Source organism: Mycolicibacterium neworleansense (genome assembly GCF_001245615.1).
In the GTDB taxonomy this organism is placed as follows: Bacteria; Actinomycetota; Actinomycetes; order Mycobacteriales; family Mycobacteriaceae; genus Mycobacterium; species Mycobacterium neworleansense.
Genome location: NZ_CWKH01000003.1, coordinates 209162 through 225645, shown reverse-complemented (window position 1 = coordinate 225645; position 16484 = coordinate 209162). Strand labels below are relative to the sequence as shown.

13 protein-coding genes are annotated in these 16484 nt (G+C 66.0%); 4 read left to right on the top strand and 9 right to left on the bottom strand.

Annotated elements, in window-relative coordinates; translation table 11 throughout:
* Position 1 precedes the first annotated feature (1 nt).
* On the bottom strand, positions 2–268 hold the full coding sequence (locus BN2156_RS25500) for a hypothetical protein (protein ID WP_019343449.1): 267 nt from the start codon (positions 266–268) through the stop codon (positions 2–4).
* 63 nt (positions 269–331) lie between these two features.
* On the bottom strand, positions 332–499 hold the full coding sequence (locus tag BN2156_RS30925) for a hypothetical protein (RefSeq protein ID WP_090517797.1): 168 nt from the start codon (positions 497–499) through the stop codon (positions 332–334).
* Positions 500–555: 56 nt separating this feature from the next.
* Between BN2156_RS30925 and typA the strand changes: the two genes are divergently transcribed.
* Positions 556–2457: a translational GTPase TypA gene (gene typA, locus BN2156_RS25490; RefSeq protein ID WP_090517796.1), complete on the top strand. Its 1902-nt coding sequence runs from the start codon at positions 556–558 to the stop codon at positions 2455–2457.
* Between the two features lie 137 nt (positions 2458–2594).
* On the opposite strand, the gene BN2156_RS25485 is transcribed toward typA, so the two are convergent.
* Positions 2595–3626, bottom strand: a complete 1032-nt coding sequence (locus BN2156_RS25485) for a hypothetical protein (RefSeq protein ID WP_090517795.1) — start codon at positions 3624–3626, stop codon at positions 2595–2597.
* A 153-nt stretch (positions 3627–3779) separates the two neighbouring features.
* Complete coding sequence (locus BN2156_RS25480; protein WP_090517794.1) at positions 3780–4943, bottom strand: hypothetical protein; 1164 nt, start codon at positions 4941–4943, stop codon at positions 3780–3782.
* 273 nt (positions 4944–5216) lie between these two features.
* Between BN2156_RS25480 and BN2156_RS25475 the strand changes: the two genes are divergently transcribed.
* The gene (locus BN2156_RS25475; RefSeq protein ID WP_210436734.1) at positions 5217–7094 is read left to right on the top strand and encodes an ABC transporter family substrate-binding protein; all 1878 of its coding nucleotides are present in this window, start codon (positions 5217–5219) and stop codon (positions 7092–7094) included.
* A gap of 53 nt (positions 7095–7147) precedes the next feature.
* Here BN2156_RS25475 and BN2156_RS25470 read toward each other — a convergent pair whose 3' ends face one another.
* The 4 genes from BN2156_RS25470 to BN2156_RS25455 all read right to left on the bottom strand — a co-directional run bounded on the left by BN2156_RS25470 (position 7148) and on the right by BN2156_RS25455 (position 13440).
* A complete protein-coding gene (locus BN2156_RS25470) occupies positions 7148–8356 on the bottom strand; it encodes a hypothetical protein (RefSeq protein WP_090517792.1) in 1209 nt (402 codons plus the stop codon).
* Between the two features lie 431 nt (positions 8357–8787).
* Positions 8788–10263, bottom strand: coding sequence for a hypothetical protein (locus BN2156_RS25465; protein WP_090517791.1), 1476 nt, complete (start codon positions 10261–10263; stop codon positions 8788–8790).
* Positions 10264–10367: 104 nt separating this feature from the next.
* Positions 10368–11684 (bottom strand): hypothetical protein, encoded by a 1317-nt coding sequence (locus BN2156_RS25460; RefSeq protein WP_090517790.1) that lies wholly within the window; start codon positions 11682–11684, stop codon positions 10368–10370.
* Between the two features lie 520 nt (positions 11685–12204).
* Positions 12205–13440 carry a chloride channel protein gene (locus BN2156_RS25455; RefSeq protein WP_090517789.1) on the bottom strand — a complete coding sequence of 412 codons (1236 nt, stop codon included), beginning with the start codon at positions 13438–13440 and terminating at the stop codon, positions 12205–12207.
* Between the two features lie 104 nt (positions 13441–13544).
* Between BN2156_RS25455 and mshB the strand changes: the two genes are divergently transcribed.
* Together mshB and BN2156_RS25445 are read left to right on the top strand one after the other, a co-directional pair.
* Entirely contained in the window at positions 13545–14402 is an 858-nt protein-coding gene (mshB, locus tag BN2156_RS25450) for an N-acetyl-1-D-myo-inositol-2-amino-2-deoxy-alpha-D-glucopyranoside deacetylase (RefSeq protein ID WP_090517788.1), read from the top strand.
* A 112-nt stretch (positions 14403–14514) separates the two neighbouring features.
* Positions 14515–14937 carry a hypothetical protein gene (locus BN2156_RS25445; protein ID WP_162490963.1) on the top strand — a complete coding sequence of 141 codons (423 nt, stop codon included), beginning with the start codon at positions 14515–14517 and terminating at the stop codon, positions 14935–14937.
* Position 14938: 1 nt separating this feature from the next.
* Here BN2156_RS25445 and BN2156_RS25440 read toward each other — a convergent pair whose 3' ends face one another.
* Entirely contained in the window at positions 14939–16282 is a 1344-nt protein-coding gene (locus BN2156_RS25440; protein ID WP_131725204.1) for a DNA-directed RNA polymerase I subunit RPA34, read from the bottom strand.
* Positions 16283–16484 lie beyond the last annotated feature (202 nt).

Sequence of the window (16484 nt, the reverse complement as noted above, 5' to 3'; positions counted from 1 at the left end):
CTCAGTACCGCAACCGGTCGTTGACCACCCGCACGGCGTGGCCCGGATGCTGCGTCGCGTACAGCGGGTGCAGCAGCATCGGGTGGCGGCAGTGCGCGCAGGAAGCCTGCGGCTGGTTCGCCGACGCGAACGTGAGGTGGTGGCACTCACTGCACCGGACCATGTAGCAGGCCCCGATCCAGTTGGCCATGCCCACATAGATCGCCACCGTGGTCCCCGCGGCGAGGACCATGATCAGAGCGACCGTGAGCGCTTCGTAAACCGTCATGTCGGCACCTCCAAGCACGCTCATCGCACACGTGACGGATACCTAAAACGGTACGCCCGAACGTCAGGATTTCCTGGCCCGTTTGAAGACCTTGTCCAGTTCTTTGCCGCTCACTCCGTGGTGCTGGGCCTTGCGGACCTTGTGCAGCACCAGGGGGCAGCGTTTGCAGCGCGGCTTGCTCCTGCAGCACTTTTTCTTGGCCTTCAGGCCGGCGATCTTGGTGGACTTCAACGTGACGGGGCTCTCTCGTTTTCGTGATCGACCGGCCAGCCTGCGAGAATGTCCGGGTGGATTCACGCCCGAGCTTTCGCAATGTCGCCATCGTCGCCCACGTCGACCACGGCAAGACGACCCTAGTCGACGCGATGCTGCGGCAGTCCGGTGCCTTGACGCACCGCGGCGACGACGCGGTCGAGCGCTTGATGGACTCCGGTGACCTTGAGAAAGAAAAGGGCATCACCATCCTGGCCAAGAACACCGCGGTGCACCGGCACCATGCGGACGGCACCATGACGGTGATCAACGTCATCGACACCCCTGGTCACGCCGATTTCGGTGGCGAGGTGGAGCGCGGCCTGTCCATGGTCGACGGTGTGGTTCTGCTGGTCGACGCCTCCGAAGGCCCGCTGCCGCAGACCCGGTTCGTGCTGCGCAAGGCCCTGGCCGCGCACCTCCCCGTGATCCTGGTGGTCAACAAGACCGACCGTCCCGACGCCCGTATCGCCGAGGTGGTCGAGGAAAGCCACGACCTGCTGCTCGACGTCGCCTCCGACCTCGACGAGGAAGCCCAGGCGGCCGCCGAGAAGGCGCTGGACCTGCCCACGCTGTACGCATCGGGCCGGGCCGGGATCGCATCGACCACGCAGCCCGCCAACGGGGAGAATCCCGACGGGGAGAACCTCGACCCGCTGTTCGATGTGCTGATGGAGCACATCCCGCCGCCTTCGGGTGATCCCGAGGCCCCGCTGCAGGCGCTCGTCACCAACCTCGACGCGTCGGCCTTCCTCGGCCGTCTCGCGCTGATCCGCATCTATAACGGCCGGATCAAGAAAGGCCAGCAGGTGGCCTGGATGCGCGAGGTCGACGGGGCGCCGGTGATCACCAACGCCAAGATCACCGAGCTGCTGGCCACCGAGGGCGTCGACCGCAATCCCACCGAGGAAGCCGTCGCCGGGGACATCGTCGCCGTCGCGGGCATTCCCGACATCATGATCGGCGACACCCTGGCCGACCCCGAGCACGCGCACGCCCTGCCGCGCATCACGGTCGACGAGCCCGCCATCTCGGTCACCATCGGCACCAACACCTCGCCGCTGGCCGGCCGGGTGTCCGGGCACAAGCTGACCGCCCGCATGGTCAAGAACCGCCTCGACGCCGAACTCGTCGGCAACGTGTCGATCCGGATCGTCGACATCGGCCGCCCCGACGCCTGGGAGGTGCAGGGCCGCGGTGAGCTGGCGCTGGCCATCCTCGTCGAGCAGATGCGCCGCGAGGGCTTCGAGCTGACTGTCGGCAAGCCGCAGGTGGTCACCAAGAACATCGACGGCAAGCTGCACGAGCCGTTCGAAGAGCTGACCATCGACTGTCCCGAGGAGTTCGTCGGCTCCATCACCCAGCTGATGGCCAACCGCAAGGGCCGCATGGAGCAGATGACCAACCATGCCGCCGGCTGGGTGCGCATGGACTTCGTGGTGCCCAGCCGCGGGCTGATCGGCTTCCGCACCGACTTCCTGACCGAGACCCGTGGCACCGGTATCGCCAACGCGGTGTTCGAGGGCTACCGGCCGTGGGCCGGGGAGATCCGGGCCCGCCACACCGGCTCGCTGGTTTCGGACCGGTCCGGTTCCATCACCCCGTTCGCGATGATCCAGCTGTCCGACCGCGGCCAGTTCTTCGTCGAGCCGGGCCAGGACACCTATGAGGGTCAGGTTGTCGGGATCAACCCGCGCGCCGAGGATCTCGACATCAACATCACCCGCGAGAAGAAGCTGACGAACATGCGGTCGTCGACCGCCGACGTCATGGAAACACTTGCGCGGCCACTGGAACTCGGCCTCGAGCAGGCCATGGAGTTCTGCGCCGAGGACGAGTGCGTCGAGGTGACCCCCGAGGTCGTCCGGGTGCGCAAGGTCGAGCTGACCGCCTCGCTGCGGGCGCGGGCCAAAGCCCGGGCCAAGGCGCGCGGATAGCTTCTGGGCGTGGGCGCTGACTCTGCGTCCAGGGCGCAAAAGTGCGAGTGATCAGCGCCCTCAACGCAGTGTCGATGCCGCTGAAAAGCAGTAGGCCCCCTCTCAGTCGGATGAGGAGGCCTACTGGGGTCTGCGGGTTACTCGGCGGCGCTCCCTGAATCAGAGCTGGGCTTCTCGGCCTTCTTGCCACTCAGGCCTTGGGCGGCTTTCTTGATCCCGTCGGCGGCCTTCTTGATTCCGGCGCTGAGGTTCTTGGCCGATTCACGCGCGCTGTTGTTGATGCGTACGTTGGCACGAGGTGCCTTGACCGCCGGAGCTGCTTTGGTCCTGACGGCCACAGGTGCTGTCTGTTCCTTTGCAGCAGAAGCAGTTTCGTCGGCCTGCGGCGTTGATTCTTCCGGCGCCGCGGTCAGCGCCGGCGTCGTTGCGGTCTCGACGGCTGCCGTGGTGGTGGGCAGGCCGGGTCGGAACGGCGCGGCAAGACGGGTGCGCGCGGACTGGACGGACGTATAGACCGTTTTGGCGGTGCCCACCATCACCGAGGCGATGTCCGCCAGGCCATGCTGAACGGCATTGGCGGCGGCCTCGGGATTGCCGCTGGCGATTGCCGTGCCGACAGTCTGGATGGCCCCCAGGGTGGTACGGGCGAATCCCGCGAACGAGAGCGCCGGGACCGTCACGAAACTCCACGCCACCTGGTAGATGAGCGGGCGGACCAGCGCCTGCATCACCCCGGCGTCGGCGGTGAGCATGTTCTGCAGTTTCACGACCTGGTTGAACAATCCGAGGAACGGGCCGATGAACGCAGGGACGACGGCGTCGTACCCGCCGACGAGATCGCCCGCCGCGTAACGCTCGACAGCATTGGCAAGTGCCGGGGGCAGATTGGTTGCCACCGCTGTCGCTGCGGCAGCCAAGCCGTTGCCGATCTCTCCGAGCGTTTGGCCGTCCGCGCTGGCCCGCGCGATGATCGCGTTCAGAAGTGGTGCGGGATTGGCGGTCTCGTTCGCGATCATGAGCTGGACCAAAGCGCTGGCCTGATCGAAGACCGGGGTGAAGACTTCGATCGGGTTGTCCAGCGCCACCATCTGGACTGCGCGGGTTTGGATTTCGGTTGGGGGCAGGATTGCCGGGGTAGCCGCGATGACGCCGGCGGTGGCCAGCGCCACCCCGGCAGCGGCATAGGGTCGTAGGGCTAGGTGCACTGTGTTCTCCTTGCATTCATTGTCCGACCGGCGCGAACGTACAAGGAATGCCAGAAAATAACATTCAGATTCTTGTGGGCAACCTTCGAATTGTTGATCCACGGCGGGAACGGGCGGCTACTCCGCGGGGCTGGTGCTACCTGAACCCGAATCCTTCTTGTCGGGCTTGGTGAACGCTTTCTTGACGGCCGTAGAAATGTGATCGCTGATCGACTTGGCGAGCTTGGGTGCCTCGCTGCGGTGCTTGCCGGTCAACCCGACCTTTCCCGGCACCGCCTTCGCACTGGTACGGACGAGCGTTGGCTTCGCCTCCGGTTCCGGCGCGGCCGGCTTCTCCGCTCCATCGGAAGCTGCTGTTTCCGTTGTGGTTTCGTCCGCGATACTGGCGATGCGGGCGGGTGCCTTTGCGGAAGCAGTCGCGCCTTCGGGAATCTCTCGGGGCGGCGCACCGAGGGCTTCGGCGATGGTCTCGCGTGCCAGCACCAGGTGCTTGATGACGCCGTTGATCAGGCCGGTGTTTCCCTCCGGGTAGCCGCCGATGAGGAATCCGCTCGCGATCTTGGCCGGCGCGGTGAGCACCGCGTTCAGCACTGCGGTCGGGTCGCCGGAGCTCGCCGAATCGACGATGCTTCGGATGGATGCGGTCACCGCTCCGACGGTGCTGTTGGCTGTCGCAAGAGCGTCAAAACCGAGGCCCATGACCATCATTGGGGTGGCGGCAACGACATTGGCGATATTCTGACTGATCGCCACCGGGATCTGGAGGGCCGGTACGAGTGGCAAGCCAACGGCCATCACAGAACCCACCACCACGTTGTTCCACAGCGTCGTGATCGCTGCGGCGGGATCGCCGGCCATCAGTTGCGCGGCTGCCGTGCTCAGATACTCGGGCACCTGCTCCAAGGTCCACAGCAGGTTCGTCGCCCCGGTCACGGTGCCCATGGTGAGGATATTCGCGTACCAGAACTGATTGGCCAGGATCTGGCTGAGGATCGGTGTCGGATTGCTGACGATCGGCGCGATGGCGTCCATCACGTAGGCCGCGGTCAACATCGCGAAGTACTGGTAGGCCTCGGCCGGGGTCAGCTCTGGCGGTATGGCATTGGCCGCCGCCTCGGCGGTGAGCTGACTGTCGAGGCTCTGGACAGACCCCGAGAGGTGGACGGACGAATATTGGACCGAAGGCTGCGGTGGGGGAGTTGATACCGGGGTGACGGCGATGACGCCGGCGCCCGCGATCGCGATGCCGGCCGTTACGTAGGGCCGCAGTGCTTGTGCCAACGGTGACTCCTTCCTTGAGTGTGATGCCGGTCACTCCGGCTGACGGCAGACGGTATATGAGAATGCTCTGAGATGGATGCAAAAAGCGGGTAACGCGGCCAAGTTCGCTGTCAGCGGCCTGATTTCGGGGCGGAATCTGTGCAGCTCAACGCCTAAACAGCTGGGCAGCGCCGATTTATTGCACCTTGAAAGACTTGGATACATCGAACCGGATCTGATAGCTGGCGGCGCAGTGCCGGTGCGCGGCTGTGGCAGCCCGGAAGGGTCGATACGCTGAGTGGCGTGCCGACACCCCTCCGCCGCGCCCGCCTGACGATCGGCGCGTTCGTTTCGGTGCCGGCGCTTCTGTTCAGCGGCTGCACGGTCAGCCCACCGCCGGCCCCGCAGAGCACCGAGACCACGGAGACCACGCCGCCGCCTCCGATGAAGGCGACGCAGATCATCATGGCCATCGACTCGATCGGCCCGGGGTTCAACCCGCACCTCCTGTCGGACCAGTCTCCGGTGAATGCGGCAGTTGCTTCGATGGTGCTGCCGAGTTCGTTCCGCCCGGTGCCCGACCCCAAGTCTCCGACGGGGTCACGCTGGGAGCTCGACCCGACGCTGCTCGAATCGGCCGAGGTGACCAACCAGAGCCCGTTCACGGTCACCTACAAGATCCGGCCGGAAGCGCAATGGACCGACAACGCTCCCATCGCCGCCGACGACTACTGGTACCTGTGGCGCCAAATGGTCAGTCAGCCAGGCGTTGTCGACCCGGCCGGCTACGACCTGATCACCGGTGTGCAATCGGTGGAGGGCGGCAAGCAGGCAGTGGTGACCTTCTCCCAGCCCTATCCGGCATGGCGGGAGCTGTTCAACGACATCCTGCCGGCCCACATCGTCAAAGACATTCCCGGCGGTTTCGGTGCCGGCCTGGCCCGCGCGATGCCGGTCACCGGCGGACAGTTCCGGGTGGAGAGCATCGACCCGCAACGTGACGAGATCCTGCTCGCCCGCAACGACCGGTATTGGAGTCAGCCGGCCAAGCCCGACCTGGTGCTGTTCCGCCGGGGTGGCGCGCCGGCAGCGCTGGCCGACTCCATCCGCAACGGTGACACCCAGGTCGCCCAGGTGCATGGTGGCGCAGCCACTTTCGCGCAGTTGAGTGCCATCCCGGATGTCCGCACGGCCCGCATCGTCACGCCGCGGGTGATGCAGTTGACCCTGCGCGGCGGGCAGCCCACGTTGGCGGAGGCCCAGGTGCGCAAGGCGATCCTGGGCCTGATCGACGTCGACCTGCTGGCGTCGGTGGGTGCGGGCGACGACAACACCGTGACGCTGGCGCAGGCGCAGGTGCGCTCCCCGTCGGATCCCGGCTATGTACCGACCGCGCCGCCGGCAATGTCGCGGGAAGCCGCGCTGGACCTGTTGCGCGGCGCGGGATATCAGATCGAACCGGTGGCCGAGCCCCCCGAGCCCGGTGAGCCGCCGGCGCCGAACAACGGCAGGCAGCGGATCACCAAGGACGGTGCCCCGTTGGCGTTGGTGCTCGGTGTGGCGTCCAACGATCCGACCTCGGTCGCCGTGGCCAATACCGCGGCCGACCAGCTCCGCAATGTCGGCATCGATGCTTCGGTGCTGGCCCTGGATCCGGTTGCGCTCTATGGCGATGCGCTGACCAACAACCGGGTCGACGCCGTTGTCGGCTGGCATCAGGCCGGGGGGGACCTGGCCACCAGCCTGGCCTCGCGCTACGGCTGCCGCGCACTGGAAGCGACCGCCGTCTCGACCTCGGTGCCCGGTGTCGCGCCGTCGTCGTCACCGAAGCCGACGACCAGTGCTGCGCCCGCGCCGACCACCACACCGACACCGACTCAGCCGATTCCGGCGCCGGACTCGGGTGAGCTGGTGCAGGCGCCCAGCAATATCACCGGCATCTGCGACCACAGCATCCAGCCGAGAATTGATGCGGCACTGGATGGTTCGCAGAACATCGCCGAGGTCATCCAGGCCGTCGAGCCACGGTTGTGGAACATGTCGACCGTTCTTCCGATCCTGCAGGACACCACGATCGTCGCGGCCGGGCCCAGCGTGCAGAACGTCAGCCTGACCGGGGCCGTGCCCGTCGGCATCGTCGGCGATGCGGGCAACTGGGCAAAGGCCCGGTAGAACACAAACAGTGGGCCCCCTCATCCGAGGAGGCCCACTGCTTTGATGGTGAATCAGGCTGCGTTGCTCGAGCCTGACGATGCTGACTCCCCGCCGGACTTGGCGTCCTTGCCGGCCTTGGCGCTCTTGCCGCTCAGTCCCTCTGCGGCTTTCTTGATTCCGTCGGTGACGTTCTTGACGGCGCCCTGAACGCCCTCGCGGACCTGTTTGGCCGAGGTGGATCGTTTGGTCGACAGGGTTTTGCCGGGCTCGGCTTTCAGGCTGTCCTTGACCACCGGGGTGGCGGCACCGGCCGGTGCCTCCGCCGTTTCCGTCGTCGGTGCTTCGGCGGCCGGTGCCGCTTCGACAGGTGCTGCTTCAACCGGAGTCGAGGTCGCCACCTTCGGGCTGACGTCCAGCGTCACCACCTTCGCCGCGGCCAGCGTCGCGTCCGCAGCCGAGCGTGCCTCCTCGGGTGCGGGCGGAGTGATTGCGGCAGCGATCATTTCGCGGGCTTGCCGCAGCGTGGAGAGCAGGCCCAGGCTCTGACCGAAGACGCCGCCGCCGAGGTCGCCACCGTTGAGGAATGCATCGGTGATCACGGCAGGTCCGCCGAGCATGGCGTTGGCTACACCGAGCGGATCACCGGCCCTGATCGAGTCGACGATGTCCTGGCCGACCTGTGCTGCGGTAGTGACCGTCACATAGCCGACGTTGAGCGCCCCCAGGAGCGGCAGCACGACGGCGAGTTGGGTGTCCACGACGTTGAGCAGGTTCTGGATCGGCTGCCGGATTGCGGCGGTGATCGGCTCCAACAGCGGAAGTCCGGCGTTCAGCACGGGGCTCAGCAACGCACCCCAGGCATTGTTCACCGCGCCGGTGATGTTTCCGGCGAGCAGGTCTGTGAGGGCCTGCTGCAGCTGAGCCGGAATCCCGAAGGGATTGGCCGGGTCGAGGATGTTGGCGAGGCCCTCGGCGGCGCCCTGCAGGCCTTCCCCGAGATTCGTGGCGGTGCTGATCTGGTTGGCGATCACCTGCCGCAGGATGGGTACCGGATTGTCGAGTTCGGCGGCAATGGTGGTTTGCAGGTTGGTGACGGTGTTGGTGATGAGGGCGACGTAGGCCTCGAAGGCGCTGGTTGCTGCAGAAAGCTCGACATGGGCTGAGGCAATGGCCGGAACGGTGATGTCGGGCATCGGCGGCGCGACCGGGCTTATCGCGATGGCGCCGGCCCCGAGGAACGCGACGCCGGCGGTGAGATAGGGACGGGCTGCGACTTGCATTGCTTCTCCTCTGATCGATGCAATCCCCCGACGAGGCTGAAGCTACCTGAGAGTAACTTTACAAATTTGCGTTTTTGAAGAGTTGAATCCAATGTCGAATCGACGGTTAATTGGGTCGTGAGGAACATGAACTAGCTGTAAATCACTGGTCATTAGCATGACGAATAAGTCATGGTGGCGGCAGTGACGATGGCCCGCCAGAGTCGCCGCACGCACGGGCCGTGGAGTGATTTCGCTTAGCTGCCGACACGGACCCGGAGCGGAAATGCCAGTGAAAATGCGGGGCTGACCCACTCGACGATTGCGCTGGGTGGTGCGTCGTGCGGCGCTGTGCGATGACCCCGGGGTGGAGTCGGCGCCGCCTCGAATTGTGGTGCCGACCGCGCGGGCAGCCGCGCCAGGAGAGGTTTGCCCACATGTTGTTCTGGCAATCAAATGTCGGAATCAGCCAATTTTGCCGAAGCCGCGTCGCGCGACCGTCGGGAAGGGGTCCGCCTGAGCGCAGGCTGAGACTTTCCCAAGAATGTGGGAGGCCCCCTCCACCGAGGTGTGGAGGGGGCCTGCCGGACTGAGTGGCGGGGGTACTCGCTGTCCTTCGCGGAGCCGGAGGACGAGTCCGCTTTCTTCTCGGGGCCGGCCTTCGCGGGGCCGGCCTTGTCCTTCTTCAGGCCGCCGGTCACCTTCGAGACGGCCGATTTCACCTGATCCCGAACGGACTTGGCGGGACTGACTGCCTTGGCCGGCGCCTTGGGCGAAGCCTTCACCGAAACCTTGGTGGGCACCTTGGACGGCGTCGCCGCGCCGGCGTCGCCACCCTCGGGGGACGCCTCGTCGATGTCGACGGCCGGTGCGGTGTCCGACGCAGCGGCAGCCGGTGCGGTGATGACTTCGGTCCGCGCGACGGTCTGCGCGACATCCAGCGTCACGGTCTTGGCCGTCGGAGCGAGCGCGGAGCTCACCGCGACCGCCTCTGCGGTAGCGGAGGTCCCCGTCAGGCTGGGTGGAGTGCCGAAGAGGTTGTCCCGGTCTACGCCGGGAGTGGCCAGCGAGTCGGCGATCTGGGAGATCACACTCAGCACTGTCGAGACGGCTCCGCCTGGGACGAAACCGTTCTCGGGGGTCAGCAGGCCGGCCATGAAGGTCGGTGGCAAGCCTGCGCCGTTGTCGATCTCGAATCCGTTCAGCAACGCGCCAGTGATGGTCGCGGGCGAATTCACCAACGTGCCAACGAATTCGGTCACGTCGCCGGCGGTGGTGGCGGCGGCCAGGTTCTCCAGGACGTATCCACTGGCCGCCGCGGTTGCCGTGAGCGGGGAGATGATTCCGTTCAACAGCAGTGCCGGTGCGCCCTCCGGAAGGTTCTCGACGAGGTTGGCCAGGTTCGCGAACGGTTGAGCGATCACGGACCAGGCACCGGGAACCCATTGATTCCCCACGAAGTCGAGCAGCGGCAGTCCGAGCATGAGACCGCTGGTGACCAGGCCGGCGAAGCCCATTTGGAGGTCGCCGGCTGCGATCAGGTCGACGGCACTCTTGACGGCTGCCTGAAAACTCAGAAAATTGTCGGGATCGAGGGCGGCGGACATGCCCTCGATGAGCCGCTGCGTCGCCCCTCCGAGGACATTCGCGCTGTGCAACTGGTTGGCGATGATCTGGCGCAGGATCGGGGCGGGATCCGCCGAGAACTGTTCGCCCAGGCCGCCCAGGTTCTCGACGGTGGCACCGATGACGTCGGCCCACAGTTGCAGGGGATTGGCGGCGGCGGTCAGATTCACTGCAGCGGACGATGCGTCGATCGCCGGTACCTGGACATCGGGCATGGGCGGCGCCAGGGGGCTGACTGCGATGGCGCCGGCACCGACGAGTGCCACACCTGCGGTCAGATACGACCGGGCAGCGAGTTGCATGAGATCTCCTTACGGGAGTGGATATTTGGGACTGAGGTGCCCTCGAGGAAGGCGGGCAGGCACCCTCGGGGGTGGAGGGTGCCTGCCCGGGTGGTGCGGTTGGTCTACTCGGCGTCGGAGCCCTTGGCGGAGTCGTTGGAGGATTCCGCCTTCTTCTCGGTGCCGGCCTTCTCCTTCTTCAGACCGCCGGTCACCTTCTTGACGGCGGACTTCACCTGTTCCCGAACGGTCTTGGCGGGGCTGTCCGCCTTGACCTGCGCCTTGGGCGAGGCCTTCACTGCAGCCTTGGTGGACACCTTGGTGACGGTGCCGGCGGCCGTGCCGGTGTCGTCACCATCGGCCTTGGGTGCCTCGGCTGCAGTCTCGGTCTCGGTTCCGGTCTCGGTGGCTTCGGCATCAGAAGCGGTGTCGGCCTTGGCAATCGGAGCCGGTGCGGACACTTCGTCCGCCACGGAGGCGGCCACCAGGGTCGCCGGGGCCGGGGCGGCCAGGGCCTTGGCGGTCGGGATGGTGATGTCCGGAGGGGTGAACGGCTTGGGAGCGATCTGCTTGAGCGCATCGACGAAACCGTCGACCGCGAAGTTGATCGAATCATTCATCTGGCCGGCCTGGCCGATGACGTCGAGGGCGAACTTCGCCACTCCGTGCTGGACGGAGTTCACGAAGGTGGCCGGATCACCGGACGCTGCACCGGCCAGCACGGTTTGCACACCGGAGATGAACCCCTTGACCACCGGCTGCGGATCTCCGAGGTCGAACCCGATGCCGACCGTGGAGATGATCGCTCCGAGTGCGACACCGATGACGGCATTGGCCGCGGCGTCGGTGAGCGGCTGCGGAACGCCGAGCAGCTGACCGATCGCATTCATCTCGGGCGTCAGCACGTTCATCAGGAGGTCGACGCCCGGCTGCAGACCGGCAAGCATGATCGCGTCGATCGCGCCGTTGGGATTGCCGGCGGCGAGCTGCGCACCGGCCGCCTGCAGCAGGGCGGGTAATCCCTCGCCCATGTCGCCCAGGATGGTGGCGAGTGCGGTCAACGACTCCGACGTGACGGTCCCGAAGTTGTTCAGGTTGGGGCCGAACTCCTGGGCGCCGATGACGACGTTCGTGAGTGCGTATGCGATGAGGTACGCCGGGGGAGTGGACATGAACGACTGGTAGCCGGCCACCGCATTGGCGCCGAGTTGCCGCAGGATCGGGGCCGGGTTGCTGGTCTGGCGTTCGATGACGCTGGCGATCAGTTCCTGAGTCGCGGTGGCCACCGGTGCAAAAACCGTCACCGGATTGTCGATTGCCGCCGTCAGTGCGACTGGCGTGTACACCTCGGGGGTGGATGGCGCCACTGGGCTGACGGCGATGGCGCTGGCACCCACGAGTGCCACTCCTGCGGCCAGATACGACCGGGCAGCGAGTTGCATTGAATCTCCTTACGGGAGCGTAACTAAGGTCGGCGCAGAAGTTACCCCAAAGTAAGTTTCGTTGTCTGCAAATTTTCTTAACTATTTTTCAGCCAGTCGGAGCCTTCCTGTCGCTTGGCAAATAAACTCCGAGTATCCGAAATATGGCTGGTAGTGCGCATTTCCCGAGGTCGTGCCATCTCGTTGCGATACTGCGTGTAGCGATATTTGGGCAGATGCAAGGCTGGTCGTGGCAAACTAGTGACAGGCACAGACAGTTATTTGCCAGCGAAGGCCTGGACGATAAGTGTGGTTACGTTACCCAGCGGTAATGCGTCCGTGATCCGGGTTGCCGAGTTAGCGCGCACACAGTGGACATAGCGGTGTGATCTGTAAAACAGACCCCGCGTCGATGAGGCCCGGCGCACTAATGGGACTGTTGGTCTCGGTATTCGCCTGTGCTTGCGTTGGCAACTAAGTGGCAGGCTCGGTCAGTTTGAAAAACTACGGATTCCGTTGTCTGGAGTTTGCCCGCGGTTGGTCAGTCGACCATCACTTCGGTGCGCCGCTCGACGAGCGCTTGCAGCCAGTGAGCGGCCAGCGCAGCGGCCAGAAACGGCAACAGCACCCACAGTGGTGGCCGCGCCAACTCCCATACGAACAGCGCTGCCCAGATCGGCGCGCGCTGTGTCACCGCGAGTACTCCGGCAGCACACGTCAACGACACTGCGGCGACGCTGACGGGGTGAAGGTCGAGGGTGTTGATCGCCAGGGCGACGACTGAACCGAGCGCGGCTCCGGTCGCCAGCGCGGGCGTCAGCATGCCGCCCACCGCGCCGGCACGCAGGAAGACCGCCGTGAGAACGGGCTTCAGAAGCAGGATCGCCGCCGCGGATCCGAGTGTCATTCCGCTGTCGAGACTGACCGTCAGGATGCTCTTGCCGTTACCCGGTAGTTCCGGCCACCACACGGAGCCGAGTCCGACCAGCAGGCCCGCCGCGGCAATGCCCGGGATGATCGTCCACGAGGTGACTGGTGCCGAGGCCCGCGCCCTCGCCATGATCCGGTTGAATGCCATGCCCACCGCCAGCGCCAGCGGCGCCAGGACCAAGGCGAAACCGGTCAGCAGGTAGGACAGGCTCGGATCCGGCCAATCCAGCGGCGCCCGAACATGTGTCACCGGTGCCGCGACCGCAACGGCGAGCGCCGAGGTGATCAACGCTGCGCCGACGGCCCGCGGGTGCCACGTGTGCATCATGATCCGGATCGCGAACAGGGCTCCACCGACCGGCACGCTGTACACCGCTCCGAGCCCGGCGCCCGCGGCGCAGGCAAGCAGAATCTCGCGGTCACGAGGTGTCAGCGCCCACTGGGAGGTGCCGGCGTCGCCGAGCACCGCGGCAACCTGACGGGGTGCGCCTTCACGGCCCAGGGACGCGCCGGAACCCACCACCACGATCTGCAATGCGGCATCGATCGTCATCGGAACTCGGGGGATGGGCCGGTGATCGGCGATGGTCGAGGCCAGCCCGGGCACCGCGTAGTGCCGCCGCAGAAGCCACCAACCGAACCCGGCCAGTGCCCCGCCGATCATCGGACCGACTGCGCGGCGCACCGGACTGCTGCCGGTGACACCGTCGAGCAACGAACCGAACGTGTAGGCGTAGGTGAGATGTTCGACGAAGTGCAGCAGGACCGTCGTCGCCATGCCGGCCAGCCCCGCAAGCAGCCCGACCACGATGACGCTGCAGCCGAACGCAAGCTCTCGCCGGGTCACTCCGTGAATGTATGCGGGATATGCGGATTCGTCAGCGTGCCGCGGAAAGCCGTTGACGTGGGTCGTCCCCCGCGGCCGGGGCCGCACGGCTATCGTCGGTCACGATGCCCAGCGAAACGCCCCGCCTGCTGTTCGTCCATGCCCATCCGGACGACGAAACCCTCACCACCGGTGCCACGATCGCGCATTACGCCGCGCTCGGTGCCGACGTGCGTGTCGTGACGTGCACCCTCGGCGAGGAAGGTGAGGTGATCGGTGATCAGTACGCCCGGTTGGCCGTCGACCACGCCGACCAACTCGGCGGATACCGGATCAGTGAACTGACCAAGGCGCTGAGCGCGCTCGGCATCGGTGCGCCCCACTACCTGGGCGGCCCGGGTCGTTGGCGCGACTCGGGTATGGACGGATCGCCGGCGCGCAAGCAGCAGCGCTTCATCGACGCCGACTTCGACGAGGCCGTCGGCGAACTGGTGCGGATCATCGACGACCTGCGGCCACACGTCGTCGTCACCTACGACCCCGACGGCGGCTACGGGCACCCAGACCACAAGCAGGCCCACCGCGTCACCACCGCCGCGGTCGAGGCCGCCGCCTGGAAGGTCCCCAAGTTCTACTGGACGGTCATGGCCAGCACCGCGATGCGTGCCGGACTCCAGGGCCTGCAGGACGTTCCTGATGACTGGATCCGGATCGACGTCGGCGATGTTCCGTTCGGCTACAGCGACGACCAGATCGATGCCGTCGTCGACGCCACCGCGCAGCTGCCCGCCAAGATCGCCGCGATGCGCGCGCACGCCACCCAGGTCACCGTCGCCTCCGACGGCGGCGCATTCGCGCTGTCCAACAACCTCGCCCTGCCGATTCTCGGTGAGGAGCATTATGTCCTCGTGTCCGGCGAGGCCGGGGAGCGCGACGAGCGCGGGTGGGAAACCGACCTGCTGCACGGACTGAATCTGCAATAGCCAAAACTGGACGCGGTAAGCTCCGGTCAATCAGAGGCGTCGAAGGGACATTCATGGACCCCGATCTGGATCCGAACCTGCAGCACTGGCAGGACCGTGCGGACAACTTCCAGTGGGTGGTGGGTTCGCTCGTCGGTCTGCTCGACAGCATCCCGACCTGACCCCGCCCTCCGACCCAGTGCTGGGTCGCGTAGTCCTGGCACTGCTCGCGGTTGACGGCGTCATCTCGGCCGTCGTAGGCGCACTACTGCTGCCCTCATATGTCGGGTCGATCCCATTCCCGGTGAGCGCACTGCTGGCCGGAGCCGTCAACACCGCGCTCGTCTGGGCCGCCACGTATTGGGCCGATTCCATGCGGATTGCGGCACTGCCGTTGTGGACCTGGCTGGCCACGGTCGTGGCGATGACTTTCGGCGGTCCGGGTTCGGACATCATCTTCGCCGGCCAGGGCCTGCTGGCTTACAGCTCGTTGATATTCATCGCCACCGGTGCGTTACCACCGGTGGCGATGCTGCGGCGGCGTTACCGCCGCTGACCTACTTCTTGTCCTTGGCAGGCTTGCCGTTGTCGCTGGAATCCTTGGTCCCCTGGGAATCCTTGGACGACACGGCCTTTTCCTTCTTCAGCTTTGGCTTCGGCGCCACGTGCTTGACGGCGGCCTTGACCGCGTCGCGAGCGTCGTCGCCGGCCTTCTTCGCCGCGTCCGCGGTGGACTTGCCAACTGCGTCGCGCAGGCCCTGCCGCACCGACCGGACGGAGCGGGCCGGTGCCTCGTCGGCTTGTGCCGTGTCCTCACTGTCGGTGATTGTCGTCGTATCGCCGGCAGTACTGCGCAGTGACTGCCGAACCGATTTGGGGACCGCGCTGATCTCGGCTGTGGCCGGATTCAACTGCTGTTCGGCGTCGTTCGAATCTGCCTCGACGGTGTCATTCACGCCGTCGGTGACTTCGGTGACCAGGGTCTGCTCGGCACCCGCAACCTGTGCGTTCAGCCGGTCCGCGAGGGACTCGATTCCCGTTCCCTCGGCGAGTTTCTCGAGCGTCGTCGCCAAGTTCTCGCCGACCTTGGTGAGTGCGGCGGTGACGGACTCCAGCGGGCGCTGCGTGATCCCCTCGGAGATCGCCGTGGGTGCCGCAAGGCTGGTCATGAAATCCGCCGACGGCCGCACCACCAGATCGCCGACCAGGTCTCGCAGGCCGGATGCCAAGGGCGTGGCCAGTGTCTCGGTCGTCGCGACGGATGCGACCGTGGGGAATGGTGGCGGCAGCGGCGGGATGATCCAGCCGAAGAACTGGTTGAACTCAGCGACACCGAAGTTGACCGCGGCCTGCAACGACTGCGTGATGGCCGCACCCGCCGAGTTGATCCACACGCCGAGATTCAGCGGGTCGTTGATCACCGGGACCAGGAAGGTGAGAGCGACGGCATTGGCGATCGGTCTGATCAGTTCCCAGTAGAAGATGTCGACCTGAGTGGTGATGGGGCTGACGAACGGAACCCATTGCCCGACCCAGTAGGCCAGATCGGTGCCGTAGTCGACAGCCCAGTCGACCCATTCCTGGATGCCGAGGTATGCGGACTCCACGAAGTTGCCCGCCGCGTTCTGGACACCCACCTCGGGGGTCGTGGCGGCGGCCGGGGCTAGTCCCAGCGTGGGGGCATCAGCGGTACCGGAAAGGTTTGGCGCCACCGCGGCCGTCATCCGGCTGGCCGCGGCGAGCAGATCGATCATGGCCTGCGTCAGCTGCGGCTGGGCGGAGGTCGGTTGCGCGGGGACGGCGATGTCGGCGGGAGCTGCTTGTACCGGGGTGAGCGCGATGGCTGTGGCAGTGGCTGCGGCGGCACCCGCCACCAGATACGAACGAACACTTGTGGACATCACGACTCCTTCGGTATCCCCTTCCCGACGCAATGAACTTACGCGGTCGACAACTCGATTGCCGCATCTTTACGCTCCGTGTCCAGTAAGGGCGGCGCACTGCGGCAACATGCTGGGTCTACTGTGGCCGGTATGCCGGGCGCATTGGTTTCAGAATGTGAGACGCGTGGATGATCGTGCACAACGACGGGGTTACACGGAA

Bases quoted from the DNA above. Each gene is read 5' to 3' on its own strand.
- mshB (WP_090517788.1), top strand. From the start codon at position 13,545: ATGCCCAGCGAAACGCCCCGCCTGCTGTTCGTCCATGCCCATCCGGAC.
- BN2156_RS25465 (WP_090517791.1), bottom strand. From the start codon at position 10,263: ATGCAACTCGCTGCCCGGTCGTATCTGACCGCAGGTGTGGCACTCGTC.
- BN2156_RS25440 (WP_131725204.1), bottom strand. From the start codon at position 16,282: ATGTCCACAAGTGTTCGTTCGTATCTGGTGGCGGGTGCCGCCGCAGCC.
- BN2156_RS25500 (WP_019343449.1), bottom strand. From the start codon at position 268: ATGACGGTTTACGAAGCGCTCACGGTCGCTCTGATCATGGTCCTCGCC.
- BN2156_RS25470 (WP_090517792.1), bottom strand. From the start codon at position 8,356: ATGCAAGTCGCAGCCCGTCCCTATCTCACCGCCGGCGTCGCGTTCCTC.
- BN2156_RS25460 (WP_090517790.1), bottom strand. From the start codon at position 11,684: ATGCAACTCGCTGCCCGGTCGTATCTGGCCGCAGGAGTGGCACTCGTG.